The organism is Lyngbya sp. CCY1209, from assembly GCF_055795065.1.
The window spans coordinates 1-21,472 of record NZ_JAYFER010000246.1 but is presented as its reverse complement, the minus strand read 5'-3'; the positions used below and the strand labels follow the sequence as shown (position 1 = coordinate 21,472).

The 21,472-nt window shown below is 54.0% G+C and carries 13 protein-coding genes; 8 read left to right on the top strand and 5 right to left on the bottom strand.

Features of this window, described 5'->3' with window-relative positions:
* Nucleotides 1-1,038, bottom strand: a 1,038-nt coding sequence (locus tag AC0QHF_RS06595; protein ID WP_324703399.1) for a DNA cytosine methyltransferase, incomplete at its 3' end; no start/stop codon positions are given.
* Nucleotides 1,039-1,862: 824 nt separating this feature from the next.
* On the opposite strand from AC0QHF_RS06595, the gene AC0QHF_RS06590 reads away from it, so the two are divergent.
* The gene (locus AC0QHF_RS06590; protein WP_324703398.1) at nucleotides 1,863-6,227 is read left to right on the top strand and encodes a PAS domain S-box protein; all 4,365 of its coding nucleotides are present in this window, start codon (nucleotides 1,863-1,865) and stop codon (nucleotides 6,225-6,227) included.
* A 65-nt stretch (nucleotides 6,228-6,292) separates the two neighbouring features.
* Here the strand turns inward: AC0QHF_RS06590 and AC0QHF_RS06585 are convergent, their stop codons facing one another.
* Nucleotides 6,293-7,285 carry a glycosyltransferase family 2 protein gene (locus tag AC0QHF_RS06585; protein WP_324703397.1) on the bottom strand — a complete coding sequence of 331 codons (993 nt, stop codon included), beginning with the start codon at nucleotides 7,283-7,285 and terminating at the stop codon, nucleotides 6,293-6,295.
* A gap of 126 nt (nucleotides 7,286-7,411) precedes the next feature.
* Between AC0QHF_RS06585 and bchH the strand changes: the two genes are divergently transcribed.
* From bchH to AC0QHF_RS06565, 4 genes are all read left to right on the top strand, one after another.
* Nucleotides 7,412-11,086, top strand: a complete 3,675-nt coding sequence (gene bchH / locus AC0QHF_RS06580; RefSeq protein ID WP_324703396.1) for a magnesium chelatase subunit H — start codon at nucleotides 7,412-7,414, stop codon at nucleotides 11,084-11,086.
* Nucleotides 11,087-11,176: 90 nt separating this feature from the next.
* Nucleotides 11,177-12,355 carry a pentapeptide repeat-containing protein gene (locus AC0QHF_RS06575; protein WP_324703395.1) on the top strand — a complete coding sequence of 393 codons (1,179 nt, stop codon included), beginning with the start codon at nucleotides 11,177-11,179 and terminating at the stop codon, nucleotides 12,353-12,355.
* Between the two features lie 141 nt (nucleotides 12,356-12,496).
* Nucleotides 12,497-13,264 (top strand): pentapeptide repeat-containing protein, encoded by a 768-nt coding sequence (locus tag AC0QHF_RS06570; RefSeq protein ID WP_324703394.1) that lies wholly within the window; start codon nucleotides 12,497-12,499, stop codon nucleotides 13,262-13,264.
* 119 nt (nucleotides 13,265-13,383) lie between these two features.
* On the top strand, nucleotides 13,384-13,671 hold the full coding sequence (locus tag AC0QHF_RS06565) for a small RNA NsiR4-regulated ssr1528 family protein (protein ID WP_324703393.1): 288 nt from the start codon (nucleotides 13,384-13,386) through the stop codon (nucleotides 13,669-13,671).
* A 139-nt stretch (nucleotides 13,672-13,810) separates the two neighbouring features.
* Here AC0QHF_RS06565 and AC0QHF_RS06560 read toward each other — a convergent pair whose 3' ends face one another.
* Complete coding sequence (locus tag AC0QHF_RS06560) at nucleotides 13,811-14,404, bottom strand: hypothetical protein (protein WP_324703392.1); 594 nt, start codon at nucleotides 14,402-14,404, stop codon at nucleotides 13,811-13,813.
* Nucleotides 14,405-14,484: 80 nt separating this feature from the next.
* Nucleotides 14,485-14,808 (bottom strand): phasin family protein, encoded by a 324-nt coding sequence (locus AC0QHF_RS06555; RefSeq protein WP_324703391.1) that lies wholly within the window; start codon nucleotides 14,806-14,808, stop codon nucleotides 14,485-14,487.
* 108 nt (nucleotides 14,809-14,916) lie between these two features.
* Between AC0QHF_RS06555 and AC0QHF_RS06550 the strand changes: the two genes are divergently transcribed.
* The gene (locus AC0QHF_RS06550; RefSeq protein WP_324703390.1) at nucleotides 14,917-15,273 is read left to right on the top strand and encodes a zinc ribbon domain-containing protein; all 357 of its coding nucleotides are present in this window, start codon (nucleotides 14,917-14,919) and stop codon (nucleotides 15,271-15,273) included.
* 148 nt (nucleotides 15,274-15,421) lie between these two features.
* Here AC0QHF_RS06550 and AC0QHF_RS06545 read toward each other — a convergent pair whose 3' ends face one another.
* A complete protein-coding gene (locus AC0QHF_RS06545; RefSeq protein ID WP_324703389.1) occupies nucleotides 15,422-19,696 on the bottom strand; it encodes a WD40 domain-containing protein in 4,275 nt (1,424 codons plus the stop codon).
* A gap of 175 nt (nucleotides 19,697-19,871) precedes the next feature.
* Between AC0QHF_RS06545 and AC0QHF_RS06540 the strand changes: the two genes are divergently transcribed.
* Together AC0QHF_RS06540 and AC0QHF_RS06535 are read left to right on the top strand one after the other, a co-directional pair.
* Nucleotides 19,872-20,183 (top strand): C1 domain-containing protein, encoded by a 312-nt coding sequence (locus AC0QHF_RS06540; protein WP_324703388.1) that lies wholly within the window; start codon nucleotides 19,872-19,874, stop codon nucleotides 20,181-20,183.
* Between the two features lie 382 nt (nucleotides 20,184-20,565).
* Nucleotides 20,566-21,189: a Uma2 family endonuclease gene (locus AC0QHF_RS06535; protein WP_324703387.1), complete on the top strand. Its 624-nt coding sequence runs from the start codon at nucleotides 20,566-20,568 to the stop codon at nucleotides 21,187-21,189.
* Nucleotides 21,190-21,472 lie beyond the last annotated feature (283 nt).

Genomic DNA, 21,472 nt, shown 5'->3' with positions numbered 1-21,472 from the left:
ATCCAAATACAAACAACGCCTCTCTGTGTCCTCTGTGCCTCTGTGGTTCCCTCTCCCCTCCTCTCCTCCCTCCAACGCCATTTTAGCCGATTCTGCGATCGCTTGTGCCAACAGCGGTGGCACCGCATTTCCCACCTGATTGAATTGGGAATTTTCCGAACCGCAAAACTCGAACCAGTCGGGAAAACTTTGCAACCTCGCCCCCTCGCGGACGGTGAGACGTCGCCTCCGGCCGTCCGGCAACAACACCCGCAACATATCGCTGGTGGCGCCGGCCAAGTTGCGGCAGGTAACGGTTCGGCAGGGGATGTCGAGGTGAACATCTCTGGGTTTGACGCACTGGGATTTCGCCTCGTAGCGGGCGATATATTCTAGCATATTTTGGGTTAAAAATTTGGGATTTTCCGGGATGGTATGTGCCGTATCCGCGATCGCATCTCCGGCGGTATACGGACGGCCCGCCGTCTCCCCTTTCGGCCACTGCCAAGCCGTCCGATAGGCGACGACAAACAGTCGTTCTCGCTTTTGTGGTACGCCATAATTGACAGCATTCAAAAGTTTGACTTCGACCCGATAATTGAGAATTTCAAGTTCCCCGACAATTTTCTCCAGATATTGCCGATTTTTGTAAAGCATTCCCCGCACGTTTTCAAAGAGTGCGATTTGGGGTTGATATCGTTCGATCGCATCCAGGAAAATCGGAAAGCCGTCGCGGGAGTCTCGCGGCCCCGACTGCAGGCCGCCGACGCTGAAGGGTTGGCAGGGGGGACCGCCGATGATGATATCGGCATGATCGCACAAATTCTGTCCGATTTCCAAGGTCTGACGGTGGCACTCTCCGTGCAGGTTGCGGCGGTAGGTGGCGACGGCATCGGGCAGCATTTCATAGCCGACGGTTTGAAAACCCGCCGCTTCAAATCCCAAGGATAACCCGCCGCATCCCGCGAATAAATCGAGGGCGATCGGCCCATGTGGATGGGGTTTGGGAGGAGTCAATTTTTGCCGTAAATATTCCAAATATTTTACCCGTCTTGACATTGACCGTTATTTTTCATAGAATAGGGGAAAAGAATTATATCATAATCGGCGACACAAATAAACGATCGCCCGTCGAAATCGAACCGCCATCCGCCGGGGGCGATCGCCTCCCCCAACTTAATATTTGTATAAACTCGGCACAATGGTCAATCCCGTAAGTATCAACGCTTTACCAAATTGGCGGCCACCGGCGGGGGGTAATTAACATTACTTCATATCAACTTGTAACGCCCCCGCCACGAAATTCGGAATTGAAAAAAATGATCGGAGCTTCACGAGTTATTCACAAAGCTTCGTTAGACTAAGTGAAATCGATTTAAGAAATGCCTGTTCTTAACCAGTCTTAACCAGTCTTCAGATAGATGCGGAGTTAGAAATCATGGATGCTTGCCCTTGTTGCGGGTCGCCCCTGTTGCGACATATCGAACACAACCGAATTTACTGGTATTGCCAACACTGCCATCAAGAAATGCCCAACCTGTCTTTTCTGATGAGCCTCCAGAAGCACGCGAGCCAGTTTCCGGCGCCCCTCAGTGCGCTTGTGGCCCCGGATAACTCACCGGTTGAAGTCGTTTTTGCCTAACTCGATCGCGGATCGACCGGACTTCAAAGCGATCGTAGTATCTCTCATTTTTGAAATCTCGACAGAATTGGCCGGCGCGGTCGGACTGACACCCACGCGGGCTAGGCCACGGAAAGGCGATTCGAGCTGACGGTTGCCGAAGCGGCGACTCTCCCCCGAGTTGAGAGCCAACTAATCTATTTTAAAATGGATTGATATCATAGTAGATTAGTAAGCACGCGACCGGGCGAGTATGGAGAGGATGACATCAGAACCGAGCTCCAGTTTCGAGCCAGAGATCGAAAAGATTTCAGCACCGGAAATCTTAACACATCTCCCCGCGATCGTCTTAATTCTAGATACTCAGGGCGCGATCGCCTCAGCCAACGACTTTGCCGTTTCATCCCTCGGTTATCCCCGCGACGCTCTGGAGGGAGAATCAATTTTTTCGCTGATTCCGGCCTCAGAACGCTCCATCCTGTCCGCGGCCCTGGACGAAAGCCGGAATTCCCCGATCGCGATCGCCCGCGAACACCACATCCGCCTGGGAAACGGCGAATTGTGTCCCGTCACCGCCAACTTGCGGAACCCGACCCCATCCGCCGAAAATCCCCGGTTGCTGCTGGTTTGGGAACGGCAGACCAGCAGCAACGACGCCCAGATCCGACAAGCCGAACTCGCCCTCCAACAGGGACTCGAACGGGAGCGAATCCTGTCCGCGATCGCCCGCCACATCCGCGAATCCCTCGACCCCGAAGAAATCCTCAACGCCACCGTCGCCGACGTCTGCCAATTCCTCGACACCGACCGCGTCGTCATTTACCGCTTCAACCGGGACGGCAGCGGGGTGGTCATCGTCGAATCCGTCGGCCCGGAGTGGACCCCCATGCTGGGGCGGACCATCTTCGACGGCTGCCTCGTCACCGAAACCTGCATCGAACCCTACGCCCGGGGCCAAATCAGCGCCGTCCCCGATATCCGCGCCGCCGGCTTCGCCCCCTGCTACGTCGAATTACTGAGTCAATTTGAAGTCCGGGGCAACCTCGTCGTCCCCATCCTCCGGGAAAGCCCGACCCCGGACCTCTCGGAAACCGGCGATCGCGTCATCCCCCCGCAACTCTGGGGGCTGTTGGTCGCCCAAAGTTGCGCCGCCCCCCGGGTCTGGGAACCCTTCGAGGTCGAACTCCTGCGACAACTCTCCACCCAGGTGAGCATCGCCCTCAAACAGGGGGACCTGTACCGAAAATTGCAGGTGGAATTGGCCGAACGCCAGCAGACCGAGGGCGCCATCCAGAACCTCGCCCGCCGCCTGCTCACCATCATCGAAACCGTCGGGGAAGGGCTGACCCTCAGCGACGAACGCGGGAATTTCGGGATTTTCAACCGCAAAATGGAAGAAATCACGGGCTACCGGGCCTCGGAAGTCAACCCGCCCGAGGGGTTTATGTCCCGGCTCTATCCCGACCCCGGCGATCGCGACGCGGCCTTGGCCAACCTGGAGCGAGTCCGCCAAACGGGGAAAATTCAAAACGTCGAAACCACCATCCGGGCCCAAGACGGCACCCCCAAAACCCTGCTCGTCTCCACCGCCCTCCTGCCCCACGAAAACGGGATTTGGTTTCTCAGCTCCTACCGGGACATCACCCACCGCAAACAGGCTCAGATCGCCCTGGAGCGGGAGCGGGCCCAGCTCACCGAAGCCCAGGAAATCGCCCACGTCGGCTTTTGGGAGCTGCACTGCGACACCCAAACCTACACCGGCTCCGAGGAAACCTTTCGGATTTGGGGCTTCGATCGCCCCACCGAACCCCTGAGCCTCGAAGATCTCAAAACTCGCATCGACCCCCGCGACCGGCCGGCCTGGGAAGGGCAACTCGGACAGTTGACGGCCCGAGGACAACCCGTCGAATTTGAACACCGACTGCTGCGGCCCGGCGGAGAAATCCGCTACGTTTTGATCCGGGGCAAACCGATCCGGGATGAAACGGGGCGAGTGACCCGCATTTTCGGGACGATCTTGGATATCACCCCCCAAAAATTAGTGGAGATACAGCTTTGGGAGAGCGAAGCGAGACTCAGCACCATCGTCAACAGCACCTCCGACGGACTGCTGATCGTCGTCCGCGACGACTCCGGGGGGGACAACGGCCCCGGGCGGGTGCAATTTGCCAACCCCGCCGCCACCCGACTGTTGAACCGCCCCCTTTCCGAGCTGATCGGCCAGCCCCTGGGAATGGCGGTGGAGGTCGGACAGATCGCCACCCTGGACATTACCCGCCCCGGCGGAGAACGGGGCATCGGAGAAATGAGCGCGGCGGAAACGGAGTGGGATGGACGCCCCGCCTACGTCCTCTCCCTGCGGGACGTGACGGAACAGCGGCGGGCCGAGGAACAGTTGCGGTTTCAGGCCCAGCTTTTGGACAACGTGCGGGAGTCCGTGGTGGCGACGGATCTCGAGGGTCGCGTCCGCTACTGGAGCAAGGGGGCTCAAGCCCTGTACGGATATCGGGCCTCCGAGGCGATCGGGCGGCCGATCGCGGAGCTGGTCGCCAAGTCCCACAGCCGGGAAGCGGAGAGCGATCGCATCCGGCGGGTTTTGGAAACCGGATATTGGCGGGGGCAGTACCGACAGTATCGCCGGGACGGTTCTGGGTTCTGGGCCGACACGGCGATCTCCCTGGTCAAGGACCGGGACGGAAATCCCTCGGGGTTGATCGGCATCGACCGCGACATCACCCAGCGTCACGAAGCGGAAGAGGCCCTGCAACAGGCCCACCAGCGGCTCTCGTTTCACGTCAACAATTCCCCCCTGGCGGTGGTCGAATGGGACCGGGAATTGCGGGTCCGGTACTGGTCAAAACGGGCCGAAGCGGTGTTCGGCTGGCGGAGCGAGGAGGTGGTGGGCCGCCACTGGCGGGACTGGACTTTTGTTTGGGAGGGCGATCTCCCGGTCGTCGAAACGGCGATCGAACAGATGTTCGACATAATGGTTCCGAGCTACTCGATGCAGATTCGCCACTACACCCGCGACGGGTCGGCGATCGCCTGCGAGTGGTACAATTCCGTTTTGAGAAATTCCGCCGGGGAATTGGTGTCGATCCTGTCCCTGGTGCTCGACGTGAGCGATCGCCACCAAGCCGAAGTCGCCCTGCGAGAAAGTGAAAAGCGGTTCCGAAGTTTGGTTTCCAATTTACCCGGCGCCATTTATCGTTGCCTGCCGGACGCGCCCTGGAAGGCGGTTTACGTCAGCGACGAAATTGAAGCGATCGCCGGGTATGAAGCCGACCAGTTCTTCGCCCCCGAACCCGTCACGTTGGGGGATATCACCCACCCCGAAGACCTGGACATCATCCGGCCTCTGGTCGAAATTGCCCTCGCCCGCCGCCAGCCCTACATTTTTGAATACCGCCTGGTCGCTGCCGATGGGAGCATCCGCTGGGTCTACGAAAAAGGGCAGGGATTTTGGGACGAGAACGACAATTTGCTGTATTTGGACGGGGCGATTTTCGACATCAGCGATCGCAAGCGGGCGGAGTTGGAATTGGAGCGACTTCACTCTCAGATGATCGCCATTCTCAACACGGCGGGGGAGGGAATTTGCGGGTTGGATTTGGAAGATCGCATCGCCTTCACGAACCCGGCGGCGGCGCAAATGTTGGGGTACGAAATTTCCGAATTGACCGGAAAATTCCTGGGGGAGATCGTCTGCACCTCCGGGGGCGATCGCGATCCGCTTTTGACCCGAAATCCGTTAGTTTGCGAACCCCTGGAGTCGGGGGAAATTGCCCGCCAAAGCGATTTTCGCCGCCGGGATGGCTCTCAATTTCCGGTGGATTACGTCTACACCCCCGTCCACCAAAAACGGGTGAATTTGGGGGCAGTTCTCACCTTCAAAGATATCACCGAACGCAGGGCGGTGGAACAGATGAAAAATGAATTTCTATCCGTCGTCAGCCACGAGTTGAGGACCCCCCTCACCTCCATGCGGGCCTCCCTGGGATTGATGGCGTCGGGGAGACTCGGCGAACTCTCCTCCCAACTCTGGGAAATGCTCAAAATTGCCATCCGAAATACCGACCGCCTCGGCCGCCTGATCGACGATTTGTTGGACGTTCAACGGTTGGAATCCGGCCGGGTGGAATATGAGTTCAAATCCCATTCGCTGCCGGCTTTATTCACCCAGGCGGTGAAGACGATGCAGACGATAGCCCAGGAAGCCCGGGTGGAATTGGAAATCGCCCCGATGCCGGCATCGCCCCGACCCCTGCGGGTGTGGGCCGACGGCGATCGCATCCTGCAAGTGCTCACCAATCTCCTCAGCAACGCCATCAAATTTTCCCCACCCCAAAGCCGGATCACCCTGCTGGCGGAAGTTCTGCCCGAGGAGGAGAAGGTTTCGATCCGGGTCCGCGATCGCGGCCGCGGCATCCCCCCCCACCTCCTCGAACACATCTTTGAACCCTTCCGCCAGGTGGACGCCTCCGACTCCCGCCAGAAGGGGGGCACGGGTTTAGGACTCACCATCTGCCGCCAAATTATCAACCAACACGGTGGTCACATTTGGGCGGAAAATCTCCCCAGCGGCGGCTGTCAGATGTCGTTTACATTGGCGATCGCCCGGGATTGAAGGGAAAATGAAAAATGAAAAATTCCCGACTCCCGACTCCCGACTCCCGACTCCCTCTTTAATTCTCAGTATCCTCCGTGTCTCGGCGGTTTTTTCTCCCTCTCCCCGAACCCATAACAATCCCGTACCAAGTATAACGGCCGCCGCTTCACCTCCGCATAAATTCTTCCCAAATATTCCCCGATTACCCCCAAACTGATCAACTGAACTCCCCCCAAAAATAGGATCGCCACCATCAACGAGGCATAGCCGGGAACGTCGATGCCGAAAATCAACGTCCTGAGCACCAAAAAAGCCGCGTAAATCAACGCGAAAAACGAGATCACCAATCCCATGTAACTCCACACTTTCAAGGGCAGGGCGCTGAAAGATGTGATCCCCTCGATCGCGAAATTCCACAGTTTCCAATAATTCCATTTTGTCTGTCCTTGATGGCGGGGCGATCGGTCGTATTCGATCGCCGTCTGTCGGAATCCCACCCAGGCGAATAACCCCTTCATAAATCGGTGGGTTTCCGGGAGTTCTTTCAACGCCTCCACCACCCGCCGATCCATCAGCCGAAAGTCTCCGGTATCCCGGGGAATGTCAACCGGCGTCAATTTTTGCATGACCCGATAAAAGGCGATCGCCGTCATTTTTTTGACCCGCGTTTCCCCCGATCGCGATCGCCTCTTTGCATAAACAACGTCGTACCCCTCCCGCCACTTCTCGACCATTTCTCCGATCAATTCCGGCGGATCTTGCAGGTCGGCATCGATGGGAATTACCGCCCGCCCCGCCGCGTAATCCAACCCCGCCGTCAGGGCGATTTCTTTGCCAAAATTTCTGGACAAATTGACCACTTTTATGTTATCATTAAAATGGCAAAAATCGACCAAGTGCTTGAGGGTATGGTCCCGGCTGCCATCATTTACGCAGACAATTTCGTAGGTCATCCCCAGGCGATCGAGAACCGAGATCAGCCGCCCCAACAAATCATCGATATTGTCTTCTTCGTTATAGCAGGGAACGACAATCGAAAGGTCAACGATTTCGCACCCGCCGGCAGTTTCCACCATCTAAAAATTTCCCGTTCAGAATCGCGTAGCACAAGCTTCTAGCTTGTTACAGGCAGGATGCCTGTGCTACTAAAGATGAGACTTATCCTACAATATCAGTATCCCCGAATTTGCGAGCATCCGGCTATGAAACGCATCGTTCTGATCGCAGGATTTGAGTCCTTCAACGCTGACCTCTACCGCCAAGCCGCCGAGGTGGCGAAACGCCACTGTCCGGAGCTCGATATCCGCGTATTCAGCGATCGCGCCCTGACCGAGGACCCCGGGGCCGTCGAAGCCGCCCTAGACGACGCCGATGTCTTCTTCGCCAGCCTCATTTTCGACTACGACCAAGTTTTGTGGCTAAAAGAACGAGTCCGGGGGATTCCCGTCCGCCTCGTCTTCGAGTCCGCTTTGGAATTGATGGCCCTCACCCAAATCGGGGCCTTCAAAATCGGCGACAAACCCAAAGGGATGCCGAAACCTGTCAAATTTATTCTCAGCAAATTCTCCAGCGGCCGGGAAGAGGATAAACTCGCCGGGTATATCAGCTTTTTAAAAACGGGCCCGAAATTGTTGAAATTCGTCCCGGTTCAAAAAGTTCAAGATCTCCGTAACTGGCTGATTATTTACGGTTATTGGAACGCTGGGGGATCGGATAATGTGGCGGCGATGTTTTGGACGATCGCTCAAAAATATCTCGACCTCGGCGTTGGGGAGATTCCGCCTCCGCTGGAAACGCCGAATATGGGATTGCTTCACCCGGATTTTGAGGGGTATTTTGTTTCGCCTCGGGAGTATTTGGATTGGTATCGGGAACGGTTGGGGGAATTGAACCACAGAGACACAGAGGGACACAGAGAGGGCGATCGGCCGGTGGTGGGGATTCTTTTGTATCGGAAGCACGTTATTACTAAGCAGCCTTATATTCCCCAATTGATTCGGCAGTTTGAAGGGGCGGGGTTGATTCCGTTGCCGATTTTTATTAATGGTGTGGAAGGTCATGTCGCGGTTCGGGATTGGATGACGACGGGTTATGAAATGGAACGTCGTCAAAAGGGGATGATTGAGACGCCTTCTCTGTCGGAAGATGCGGTGGAGGTGGATGCGATCGCTTCCACGATCGGGTTTCCTTTGGTGGGGGGGCCGGCGGGGTCGATGGAGGCCGGACGGCAGGTGGAAATTGCCAAAAAAATTCTCACTGCAAAAAATATCCCTTATTTGATTGCTGCACCGCTGTTGATTCAGGATATTTATTCCTGGACTCGTCAGGGTATTGGAGGGCTGCAAAGTGTGGTGCTTTACGCCCTCCCGGAATTGGACGGGGCGATCGATACCGTGCCTTTGGGGGGTTTGGTGGGGGAGGATATTTATCTGATTCCGGAACGGGTGAAACGGCTGACGGGGCGGATCGAAAGTTGGATAAAATTGCGGCGGACTGCGAAGCGCGATCGCAAAATTGCCGTCATTCTCTACGGTTTCCCTCCGGGTTATGGGGCGACGGGGACGGCGGCACTGTTGAACGTTCCTCGCAGTTTGTTGAAGTTCCTCCAGGCTTTGAAAGCGGAGGGTTACAGCGTGGGTGAACTGCCGGAGACGGGGGAAGAATTGATCGCCCGAGTTAAACAGGCGGACGAGAGTATTAGTCTCAATGATAATTATACCAAAGTCGATGTCAAAAGTTTAGAAAAATGGTTGGGATATCTCCTCACCAGCCGGATTGAGAAACAGTGGAAAAATTTGACCGAAACGGGGATTAAAACTTTGGGAGAAAAATTTGCGATCGGTGGCGTGGAACTGGGGAATATTTGGATCGGCGTGCAGCCGCCGCTGGGAGTTTCCGGGGACCCGATGCGGTTGATGTTCGAGCGGGATCTGACGCCCCATCCCCAGTACGCCGCCTTTTACAAGTGGCTGCAAAATGATTTCCAAGCCGATGCGATCGTCCATTTCGGGATGCACGGGACGGTTGAATGGTTGCCCGGTTCTCCCCTGGGAAATACGGGCTATTCTTGGTCGGATATTTTGTTGGGAAATCTCCCGAATCTGTATATCTACGCCGCCAACAACCCCTCGGAGTCGATTCTGGCGAAACGGCGGGGGTATGGGGTGTTAATTTCCCACAACGTCCCCCCCTACAGCCGCGCTGGGTTGTATAAGGAGTTGGTGAATTTGCGGGATTTGATCGCAGAGTATCGGGAAGATCCGCAAAAGAATTCCACATTGCAAGAGTCTATTTCTCAAAAAATTATCGATTTGGGATTGGAGGCAGATTGTCCGTTTAAAGAAGGCAAAAAGTTGGGGATGGGGTTCGATCGCGAAACCGCCCGGATGTTCAGCGTCGAAGTCCTGCACCGCTACTTTATCGAAATTTACGATTACCTGCAAGTTTTGGAACAGCGGCTCTTTTCTTCCGGGTTGCACACTTTGGGAGAACCGCCGGACGGGGAACAGATGGAATCCTATTTGACGGCATATTTTGGAGACAATAACGGCAGTCCCGAACATCAAGAAGAGGCGGAAAAAATCCGAGAATTACTGAATCAAAATACCGAAGAATTGTCGAACCTGTTGCGGGGGTTGAACGGGGAATATATCCCCCCTGCACCGGGCGGGGACTTGCTGCGGGACGGGCCGGGTGTATTGCCGACGGGGCGAAATATTCACGCCCTCGATCCCTACCGGATGCCCTCCCCGGCAGCCTACGAACGGGGGCGGGAAATCGGCAAAAAAATTATCGAACAAAATTTAAAAGAAAATGGCACTTATCCGGAAACCGTGGCGGTGATGTTGTGGGGGTTGGACGCGATTAAAACTCGGGGTGAATCCTTGGGGATTTTGTTAGAATTGGTGGGGGCGGAACCCGTTAAAGAAGGGACGGGGCGGATCGTCCGCTACGGGTTGAAACCGTTGGAAGATGTCGGACATCCCCGCATCGATGTATTGGGAAATTTGTCGGGAATTTTCCGGGATAGTTTCGTGAATATTATCGAATTGTTGGATGATTTATTTGTGAGGGCGGCGGAAGCGGAGGAACCGGAAGACCAAAACTACATCCGCAAACACGCCCAGGAATTGCGATCGCGCGGCATTGACAACCCCACGGCCCGGTTATTTTCCAACCCGGCGGGGGATTTCGGATCGATGGTCAACGATCGCGTCGTGGACGGAAATTGGGACACCGGGGAAGAGTTGGCGGACACCTGGACGAGTCGAAATCGTTTCAGTTACGGACGCCGCGATCGCTCTGCGACTAGACCGGAGGTGATGGAACAATTATTGCAGACCACCGATCGCATTGTCCAGGAAATCGACTCGGTGGAATACGGCCTCACCGACATCCAGGAATATTACGCCAACACCGGAGGACTCAAAAAGGCGGCGGAATTGCGGCGGGGCCGGACCGTCGGCGCCGATTTCGTGGAAAGTTTCTCCAAAGATACCACCCCCCGCAAACTCGAAGACCTGCTGCGGATGGAATATCGGACGAAATTGCTCAATCCCAAGTGGGCCGGGGCGATGGCGGACCAGGGAAGCGGCGGCGCCTACGAGATTTCCCAGCGGATGACGGCGTTGATGGGTTGGGGGGGGACTGCCGATTTTCGCGACGGTTGGGTTTACGATCAGGCCTGCGAAACCTACGCTTTAGATGAGACAATGGCGGAACGGCTGCGGCGGGCGAACCCGGAAGCGTTTCGGAATATCGTCGGCCGGATGCTGGAGGCCCACGGCCGGGGGTTTTGGGAACCGGAGGAGGAGAAATTGCAGAAGTTGCGACAGTTGTATAATCTGACGGAAGATGAGATCGAGGGAATCCAATGACAATTAAAAATTAATAATTAACAATTAACAATTTTCGATTGTTTCTCTTGCCTCTTGCCTCTTGCCTCTTGCCTCTTGCCTCTAATAACAATGTCAGACATAGCGAACCAACGATTTAAACAGGGTGTTTCTCAGTTTCAGAAAGGGGAGATTGACGCGGCGCTGGGGTCGTGGCAGGAAGCCTTGGAAATGTATCGGGAAATGGGCGATCGCAAACGGGAAGGGGCGACGTTGGGGAATTTGGGGGTGGCTTACGCGGCGCTTTCGGAGGATGAGCGGGCGATCGCCTGTTATCAACAACATCTGGACATCGCCAGGGAGATCGGCGACCCGAAAGGGCAGCTCAACGCCTTGACAAATTTGGGTAATTTTTATTACAATAAGGGTCAATATTTTGATGCCATTCGATATCGAAAAGACTGCCTGACCGTCGCCCGGGAATTGCAAGATCGCTGGGCGGAGGAGTACGCTTTGGGCAGTTTGGGAATCGCCCACGACGCGGCCGACGAGCTCCCCGAGGCGATCGACTGCTACCGGGGACAATTGGCGATCGCGACAGAAGTAGGCGATCGCACCCATCAGATCGAGGCCCTCGACCGCCTGCGAGTCGCCTACGAATATCTGCAGGATGGCGAACAGGTGGCCGACTGCCGGGAACAACAGTGGGCGATCGCCCGCCAGTGGCTTCAGGAGGCGGGTCACGCCGAATTGATGACAATTGTCAAAAATGTCGGTTTAGACCCCTTGGAAGACCTGGCGGGGCAAGATCTGAGCGGATTTGACTTCCGGGATGCCGACCTGGTGGGGGCCAACTTTGCCGGGGCGGTCTTGCGGGAAGCGGATTTCACCCTCGCCGACCTCAGCCGCGCCAACTTCCAAAACGCCGACCTCAGTGGCGCCATTCTTTGCAACGCTAACCTGCGGGATGCCAATTTGCGGGGGGCGAACCTGCGCCGCGCCGACCTGCGAACCAAACTCCCCCGCGCCGACCTCACGGAAGCGGACCTGACGGAAGCCGACCTGACGAGCGCCTATTTACCCGCCGCCAACCTGCGGGGGGCGAACCTGCGGGGGGCGAACCTCAATTATGCCGACCTCAGCGGGGCGGACTTCAGCGGGGCGACCCTGAAAGAAGCCGATTTCAGCCGTTCCGAGTTGCAGGATGCGATCGTCGCCAACGTCGATTTCACGGGGGCGATCGGCATTTCCCGCCGGGTCAAACCAGATTTGATACAAAAGGGCGCAATTTTTGAGGAAAATGATAAATAGGGAAAAGGGATGGGAGTCGGGAACCGGAAGCCGGGAAGAATCTAAAATCTCAAATCAGGGCGCAAGCCTTGCGCCCCTACAATCCCCACACCCCACACCCCACACCCCACACCCCTCCATTGATAATATCGATTGAATCATATGACTGGTTTTGAAGCACTTTGGCCGCAAAATATCAGCCCCAACCGACTCGCGATTTTGGAGCGGAAACTGTTGCTGTGGCTGCGATCGCAAGATTTACAAACGGAAACTCCCTCGGTTGGGGGACCCTATCAAAGCGTCGAAGAACTGCAAGCCCTGACCCAAAAAGCCGCCGCCGAGGGTTGCAATTTTTCCGAACTGCAAGGGACGGTCCGGGCGGTTGTCGATGCCAACACCGACAATTTTTTGGAGTTGGCGGAACTGGCGGGGTTGAATCCCGCCTCCGACTTCGCCGGTGCCCGACTGTTGGGAACCCACCTGAGCAACTCGGATTTCAGCGGCGCGAACCTGCGAAAAGCCTACCTGCGGGGCGTGGATTTGAGCGACGCGGACCTCAGCGGCGCCGACTTGCGGGAGGCGAACCTGAGCGGGGCGGATTTGAGCGGGGCGCTGTTGAGCGACGCCAATTTGGGCGGCGCGAATTTGCACCGGGCGAGTCTGGCTTTGGCGAACTTGAGCGGGGCGGATTTGAGCCGCGTCAATTTGAGCGAGGCGAATCTGAGCAATTGCAATCTCAGCGACGCGGACCTCAGCGGCGCGAGCCTCAAAAATGCCGATTTGCACCAGGCGGGTTTGGCCCTCACGAACTTGGCGGGGGCGGATTTGACCGGGGCAGTTGTCAAACAGGCTCGACTCTGGCACGACGCCGGATTGTCCGAGGAAGTCAAGCAAGATTTGATCCGCCGGGGTGCCATTTTTGAGCCTTAAATCGTTGATAATAATGGCGCTTTTCTACCCATCCGACGGTCGAGGAGCTACCATTATTCCCCTTAAAAAGGGGGACTTCAGTGATACGATGGTGATCAAATATTGAAATTCTAATTCTGATGACTTCAAATTCTGCCAATACAGGAGCCGATGCCGTCGATGCCGCGATCGCCCAAGGACGCGATTTGGACGGGAGTCCGATTCCGCCCGAAAAGCTGGAACTCTACAACAATGTGATGGGGTTAGAAGCCCAGCGCCAGCGTAGCGGGGTGAGCAATACGATGCGATCGCGTATCGTCCGCATCGGGGCGAAGCACATCCCCCAGAACGAACTCAACCGGATGTTGGAAGCGGCGGGTTTTGCCCCCCTCAAGGACAAAGAAATCGCGTTCTATTATCAAAAATGACGATTTGAAATCGGGTCCAATCATTCCGCCTCCCCATTCCGAATGGGGTTCTGAGACTTGATTGTTAAATGGCCATCAATTCGTCGGCCGGTGGCGCGGTGGTTTTCGAGTGCTTTCCCCCCGACTCCCCCACGGACCGCTACGGGCGATCGCTGGGGTCGGGGGGCGAGATATTTTGTTTGGTCGCTTCGTAGTAGATATCGTCGTCTTCCGTGGGAAATTCCGGGATGAGCCGCCCGGGGAGGATGCGCGTTTTGTACTCGTCAACGACGAACGCGAACGGTCGCAAAGCGTCCCCTTCGATAAATTCTTGCAGCCGATTTAATACCTCCCGCAAGCCGCGGACATCTTCCGAGATGAGAATCGGATCGACGCCGGAGGGGGTAAATATTCGGAGTCCGTGCACCATTTTCTTGGCGGCATCGCCGACCTCGAAAAATGGGAAAGCAACGGACATCGAAAAGAGAATCAATCCCAGAATCACGGAATACCACCGCCTCAAGAACAGCATCAGGGTGCTCAACAGCAAGAGGGCGAAGGCGATCAAATACTTCGTCAAAGTGGGCTTGTCCGATTCGCGGTGGGACCGGGAAAGGTTGACGGTAACGACGCCGAAACCGAAGATGTCCGAGGTTTTGTACAAATATTCGCCGATGCGGACGGTCTTTCGAGTGACGGTCACTTTGTGGGAGCCGGTGAGGTAAAGAGGGCGTTTGCTTGCTTGTGAGTTCATCGCAGTCAGCCTCAGCGGTACAGGACAGGTCGATTGTACCCCCGACTCCCCCGACCGGAGCACTTGGCCGGTCGGCGTCCCTAGCGCCAGTTGCGATTTTCCAAATCTCGAAGCTGGCGTTCCAACCGGTCCAGGCGTCCCCGCAACTCGTCGAGTTCCGCCTGCCGGGGCACCCCCATATCCTGCATCATGTTCCGCACCTGCCGCTGCATCAACTCTTCGAGACTTTGCTGGTCCATTTTGAGCCGCTCCATCATGTCGTCGATAAAGCGCTTGCCATCTTCGGGATTGATGGTTCCTTCCCGCACCCATTGATCGGTCACTTCCTGCAATTTCTCGGCCACCAGGGAGGTGGTGCCGATGCCGAGCATCAGAAGCTGTTTGAGTAAATTTTGGTCATCCATAGGTTTTTGAGTATTTGGCTAAACTTGAGATCGCAGCCCTGCGGCACTACTATTTTCGCGCCGATCGGGTTCAACTCGAACTTAACATCCGGATTCAATTCTCACGCCATGTCAGAATGTCCCCGCTGTCATCAATCTGTCGATCCCCGGGCGATCGCTTGTCCCTACTGCAAATATGAGCTCAAAGCGTTCGGCCATCCCGGCATCCCGTTACATCGTGCCACGGGTGAGGAATTTCTCTGTTCCACCTGTTTGTATCACGAGGATGATACTTGCAATTATCCGAAGCGCCCCCACGCCCGGGAATGTACCCTCTACCACGATCGCACTGAACCCATTCTCCCTCCCCCGGCACCAGCCATCCAGGAGGGATTTCCGCACTCCTTGAGTCGCTCGATCCGCCAGAACCCGGTCGGGTTGGCTTTGGTGATTCTCATTATTGTCAGCGTTTTGTTGGCGCTCTGATATCGAGTCCGCCGCGATCGTTTTTCTCAACACTATTTAGACGGCGATCGATAATGTGATCAAAGCGATCGCGGAAATCGTGGGGGGGAACGTCCACCATCGCCGATCGCGGTATCGCGATCGCTTCTTAAAAAAGGGAACTTTGAGTTCAATTGACCGCGCCGAGAACTTTGAAAGTAGAAATTTGATAATCTGACAATCCTTTGACGTCCGTAATTTTCAAGCCTTCACAGAGGCGATCGCTTAACGTTTTCAAACAGCGATCCGTTCCCACATCCCAAACTTTGATACTGCGATCGCTGCTGCCGCTGATCAGGGTGCGATCGTCGGGACTCCAGGCGACGGAAAAGACCGGGTTGGTATGTCCGGATAAAATGCGGATGCACTCCCCCGTTTGAATATCCCAGATTCGGACGGTATGATCGGCACTTCCACTCGCCAGCAGGTTTCCGGCGTGGTTGAAATGGACTGAATTGACCGAATCTCCGTGTCCCTCAAAAACGTCAACCCGCGTCCCACTCTGGAGATTATAAATTTTCACTTTTCCCAGAGAATCACCCAAAGCCAAATGAATTTTATCACGGTTCAGAGACATGGAAGATGTATAGTATTTAGATTCTAGCTGGGCAATTTCAACGCGGTCGCCCGAGGTCAGATCGATGATAAAAATACCTTGATCTGCCCGGCCAATTCCCACGAGTCGATTCGATAAATTGGTGGCGACGAATTTGAGGCGAAAATAAGGTGAATATTGAATCGTTTGCAAACAGTTTCCGGAGGCTAAATCCCAGACTTTTACCGTACCATCTTTACTCCCGCTAACCAGTCGATCTTCGGATTCCACAAAATCTACCCGGTCAACGTAATCATTGTGGCCCGATAGGGTGGTCAGACAGTTGCCCGTTTGGAAATCCCAGATTTTGATCCTCTGATCTTCACTGCCGGTTGCCAACTTGTTTCCGGAGGGACTAAAAACCAGCGAACCGATGCTGTGAGTATGTTCGTTTAAAATCTGAATGCATCGGTCAGTTTTCAGATCCCAAAATTTGACGATTCCATCATCCGTCCCGCTGGCAATTATCGTCCCATTTGGATGAAAGTTGACATGGGTAATCCAATCGCTGACGCCTTGCAAATCAATCAAACACTGTTCGGTTGCAATATCCCATAACTTGATCGTCTGGTCGCTTCCTCCACTTGCCAAGGTCGTGCCATTTTTGCCAAAGGATAGGGAAGTCACCAATCGAGTGTGTCCGGATAATCTTTTGAAGAATTGACCCGTTTTAATATCCAACAACTTAATGATTCCGCCATCCGTCCCCATCGCGATCGCATCTCCTTGGGGCGACAGTGCGATCGCGCACCTCCAACCCATATCCGGTTGGAATATCGTTTGAATACATTCCCCCGTTTCGACCTGCCAAAATTGGATCGTTCCGTCTCGACTTCCACTGACAATCAATCGGTCGTCAGGAGTAAACATGACATAACGAATCTGATCGTCATGTCCTTCTAAATTTTGGATACATTTCCCGGTTTTGACATCCCAAATTTTGACAGTTTTTTCATGTCTTCCACCACTGCCACTCACGAGTAGTTGTCCGGAATGGGAAAAATTAATCGACCAAATTCCCGATTCATGTCCTTGCCAGCTTCTCCAACATTCTCCCGTTTCAATATCCCAAAATTTGATCCGACAATCGAAACCGGCACTCGCCAAAATTTTTCCGGAAGGACTAAATGAAACCGAATGCAAACCGTCGAGATGACCCCGCAACGTTTGCCGACATTCACCCGTTTTAATGTCCCAAATTTTCACCGTGCGATCCGCACTTCCACTGGCTAAATATTTGCCGTCCGGACTGAACGCAACCGAATAAATGCGGTTCGTGTGACCTTGAAGATTTAACACTTCTTTGCCGGTGGCGGTATCCCACAAATGCACGATACAATCGCTGTCCCCCGTCGCCAAAAGTTTGTTATCCGGACTGAAAACGACTGACCAAACAAACCCCAAAACTTTCGTAAAAATGCACTCCTCCAAAGTCGCCCCCGTGAAATCGACCGATCGCAAACTGGCTTTGGTGAAATCTCCCCCTAAAATCATCGCAAAACTCAAATCTTGATATTCCAATACAAACGGATCGAGTTTCACCAGTAACGTCACCGCATTTCCCCCCGCAAATCCCGCCACATCTCTGGATTTATTCTTCGTCCATTTGATAATATCCAAGAGTTTATTTTTGGTATTTTGACCGGTTTCTATCATCGGCAAAATCAGATCGATGACCGCTTTGGTGAGGGGTGCTTTTCCAAAAATATCGTACCAGTCGTTATTCTGATTGAATCGAGACAGATCGCCAATTTCGGCAAAATCGGGGGCTAAAATATTCAATTCTGCCGCTAATTTATAGGCTACAAAAAATTCCAACAGCGAACGGTGGGCCGGATAATAGTCGCCAAACTCATTGCGAATTAGCATGGTTTGTCCCATCATGTCGTAGTGCCAATGGTCGAGATCCTTCTGTTCTTGGACGGCTTCCCCGAAACAGCGACGGATGCGATCTGGGAATTCCCGATAGTTCAAACTCATGCGATCGCTCGACAGCATTTCCCAGGACAATTCGCACAAAAAATACAGCTTATCTGCCATCGATGTAAACGTCCGTTCCGTCTTGATATCCCGCTCCATTTTGCGACCGATCGCGTAGAAATAAATCCGCGAAATATCAATCGGTTTTCCCGCTTCGATATCCGGCAACGCCTCCACAATCAATTCCACCATCACCGGACGGCGTGCCAAATCCAACAATTGCTGATTTTCCATCACCTGCTTGACCGTTTCCGGCTGGGCGTGGTAGGATAAAACTTGTCGGATCTGTTCGTTGCCAAATTTTTCCAGTTCCAGCACTTCAAATTGGGGCGGTTCTCCCGTCAGGTTGGCAACCGACGCTTGCAATTCTGCATTCAACAGCCGCCGCCCTTCTTTCGCCTCCGGGAAATGCTCCGTCCGGCACGTTAAAATCACCTTCGCCCCCGGCACGACCGCCTTCGCCAGCTCCCAAAAATTGTTGATCATTTGTTGGCGATCGACCCGCGCCGCCATCTCGTCGAAGCCGTCAAAAATTAGCAGCAGTTTCCCCATCCGGTTCAACTGTTCAAAGGCGGAATATCCGGGGATGGGTATCTCGTGTTTGCGAAAGAAAAATTCCGAAAATAATGATTCGACGCTGACCGCTTTGGCGTAGTCCCGCAGGGGGATTACCAAAGGCAATCGGGGGCGATCGATGCCCCGTTCTCGGGCTTCTTGATAGCGCTGCAACGCCCGCCAAGCGTAATGAAAGGCGAACCAGGTTTTACCCGTCCCAAACTCGCCCAAAATCGAAATATGTTTTTTGGCGGGGTCGTGCAACCACAGGTCGATATAACCGTCGATCCAACCGTCCCGTTCGTCGTAACGACTCACGCCGATGCGCTGGCCCGTCGTCGGGTCAAATTCCTCTTTCGTGCAGGCGAGGGGGACATATTTGCGATCGATTTCTCGCTGTTGAATTTCCTGTTGCAGCCAAATTAAATAGCGGCTGAAATCGGCATCCTGATCTAACAATTCGTCGAATGTATAGCAGCCCAAATTTTGATTTTCCGGCTTCGCCACCTCATCCCGGGCGACTCGGGCGATGCGTCGGGTCGTCACCAACCACCCCTCGTCCGCCTGTTGTTGCCGGACGGAATCTCGCAGCGCCCGCACGTCCAAAAGCCCCACTTCTCCCGCCACGCCCCGGACTAAAATGCGGATATATCGACTGCGCCAAACGGGGACATTAATTAACCATTCAAAATAGCTGGGTTGCCAAATTTCGTGGGTTTCAAATCGATAGCCCAGGGTGTCGAACCACCGCCGCAATTGTTCCGCCAACTCCGCCGCACGACAGGGAGAATTTCGGGTTTCCGGCGGGGTGGGTTCGGTTGTGGGTTCGGTTTCCGATACCGGAATAACGGATATAATTTCGGGGGGCGGCGGAGACGGTTCCCCGCGCCGCCGTTCCCAGCGGGCTTCGGCCTGTTTTAGGTTTTGGTCGATGTTGACTTTTGACCACAGGGTGAGGGTAAAATACCACTGGTCGGAACCGCGCTGGTTGACGCGATGATCTTCGAGGATATTGAGGAAATCCTGCCAGCGTTTGAGGGCTTCGCGAATTTGGGTTTTGGTGAGGGTTTTGCCGGTGAATTGGGTCAAACTGACGAGCGATCGCAATTTGGCTTTGACAATCAATTTTGGCTGCAGGGGTTCTGCATCTTCCCAGCGACAGTTGAGTTGGGAAATCTGGCAATCTTCCAATTCGTCGTTGGTGTAGCGGAGTAAATCGGCTAACAACTGCAGGCAACGGGTTTTGACGGCGGGGCCGTAGGTGGGTTTCGGCATGGCGGATGACTCGAACTCGCAGAAAAAAAGTTTGGGGTATCCCTTGGGGGATGTCGCACCCCAAACTCAGTTTACTCCCTAATTTTCGGGAGGTGTAGGGGGGTTGGGGGGTGGGTTTGCATTGGGGTTATCCCCCCAAATTATTCTGGAGTCAAGCCAGAAGAGGAGAGAAGCGATGCACGTCTACCAAACCGAAGATCCCCGCCTGATGAATGTCAAGGAAACCTTGGAATGTCCCAAGTGCGGCAAACGGTGTCTGGTCGAAAAAGCCAGCAATCACTATCATTGTCTGTGGTGCCACTTCGATCGCAATCTTAACGACACGGAAGACGGAAACGCGATCGCATTCGTTATCGGCATCTTGTTAATTATGGTGCTGATGTTCGTGGTGACATCCGCCAATAACCGCAGCCGCGATCGCTCTTTTATCCCCGATTCTGGCACCGTTGAGGTTGCCATCGGAAATCGGGTGGCTTCTCTCCGGTGAGGGGAGAGTTTCAGATGAGTGGGAGGAAAAAACTGTTTTTTTCCTTTGCGAAATCTAGAATTTGGTTTCGTAATGTTGGACGGTGGCTTTGAGGCGATCGCCGTATTTGTATAGCCATGTGAAACGATTCGTGAAAAATTGTCAGCTCAGAGCCCCCAGTATTGGGGGTTTGGGGGCCGGACAATTTACAAATGGTTTCCGATCGCTATAGATATCGTGAATGTTTTCGATGTCGAATTTTTCCGATTGGCGATCGCCATCACTGTGGTCGAACCGTTCAATAACTTGATAAGTTCTCGGGTGTATTTCCGTTCGCCAGCCGCAGATCGTACTATAATATTAATGAACCGCACTTTTTTTGCGATCGCTGCCCCCAACTGACATGACTCAAGCATTAACACAAATCACTACATTTGATGACTTTGTTGCTCAGTATCCCAACACTGGGGAACGCTATGAGCTACATGATGGAACTGTTCTTAAAATGCCAAAACCCAGAGGCGAACACTCAACGGTAACAGGATTTCTGATGGAAGAATTAATCCTTACCATTATTCAAATGGGTAAACGAGGTCTATGGATGATTCCCAGAGAATCGATTGTCAGATCGAGTGACGGGCGATCGGGATATGAGCCTGATATAATTGTTATCGATCAAGAGGCGATTGCGACCGAACCCCGTTGGGCTAGTGAGTCTATCATTACCCAAGCCCAATCCGTTAAGCTCATTGTCGAAGTGGTCAGCACTAACTGGCGTGATGACTATTTTAAAAAACGAGCAGACTATGAAGAACTGGGAATTGCTGAGTATTGGATTGTAGATTATGCGGCATTAGGTGGACGAAATTTTTTGGGCAATCCTAAAGAACCAAGAATCTCTATTTATCAACTGATTGAGGGTGAGTATCAAATTCAGCAGTTCAGCGGCGATGATCGGATTGTCTCACCCACATTTTCAGGCTTGAAGTTGACGGCAAACCAAATTTTTAAAGTCGGTCAGTTATAGTGAGTCAATAAGTAGGTTGGGTATCCGAACGAAACCCAACATCGAGATATTGGTGTTGGGTTTCACTGCTAAATTAGGGTGTGGGGTGTGGGGTGTGGGGTGTAGTGGACCGTTTGATTTAAGTTGTCCCACCAACCACCCATCCGCTACATCCGCTTCAACATCCGCACCCCAGCAGTTGGGTTTCACTGCGTTCAACCCAACCTACTGGGCTGTTTCATCTTAAATGAGGGGATCGGATCTGAATCCACAGGCAAGATGCCCGATGCTCCGTTTTGAATAT

Coding starts and splice junctions, on each gene's coding strand:
- AC0QHF_RS06590 (WP_324703398.1), top strand. CDS start 1,863: ATGACATCAGAACCGAGCTCCAGTTTCGAGCCAGAGATCGAAAAGATT.
- AC0QHF_RS06585 (WP_324703397.1), bottom strand. CDS start 7,285: ATGGTGGAAACTGCCGGCGGGTGCGAAATCGTTGACCTTTCGATTGTC.
- bchH (WP_324703396.1), top strand. CDS start 7,412: ATGAAACGCATCGTTCTGATCGCAGGATTTGAGTCCTTCAACGCTGAC.
- AC0QHF_RS06575 (WP_324703395.1), top strand. CDS start 11,177: ATGTCAGACATAGCGAACCAACGATTTAAACAGGGTGTTTCTCAGTTT.
- AC0QHF_RS06570 (WP_324703394.1), top strand. CDS start 12,497: ATGACTGGTTTTGAAGCACTTTGGCCGCAAAATATCAGCCCCAACCGA.
- AC0QHF_RS06565 (WP_324703393.1), top strand. CDS start 13,384: ATGACTTCAAATTCTGCCAATACAGGAGCCGATGCCGTCGATGCCGCG.
- AC0QHF_RS06560 (WP_324703392.1), bottom strand. CDS start 14,404: ATGAACTCACAAGCAAGCAAACGCCCTCTTTACCTCACCGGCTCCCAC.
- AC0QHF_RS06555 (WP_324703391.1), bottom strand. CDS start 14,808: ATGGATGACCAAAATTTACTCAAACAGCTTCTGATGCTCGGCATCGGC.
- AC0QHF_RS06550 (WP_324703390.1), top strand. CDS start 14,917: ATGTCAGAATGTCCCCGCTGTCATCAATCTGTCGATCCCCGGGCGATC.
- AC0QHF_RS06545 (WP_324703389.1), bottom strand. CDS start 19,696: ATGCCGAAACCCACCTACGGCCCCGCCGTCAAAACCCGTTGCCTGCAG.
- AC0QHF_RS06540 (WP_324703388.1), top strand. CDS start 19,872: ATGCACGTCTACCAAACCGAAGATCCCCGCCTGATGAATGTCAAGGAA.
- AC0QHF_RS06535 (WP_324703387.1), top strand. CDS start 20,566: ATGACTCAAGCATTAACACAAATCACTACATTTGATGACTTTGTTGCT.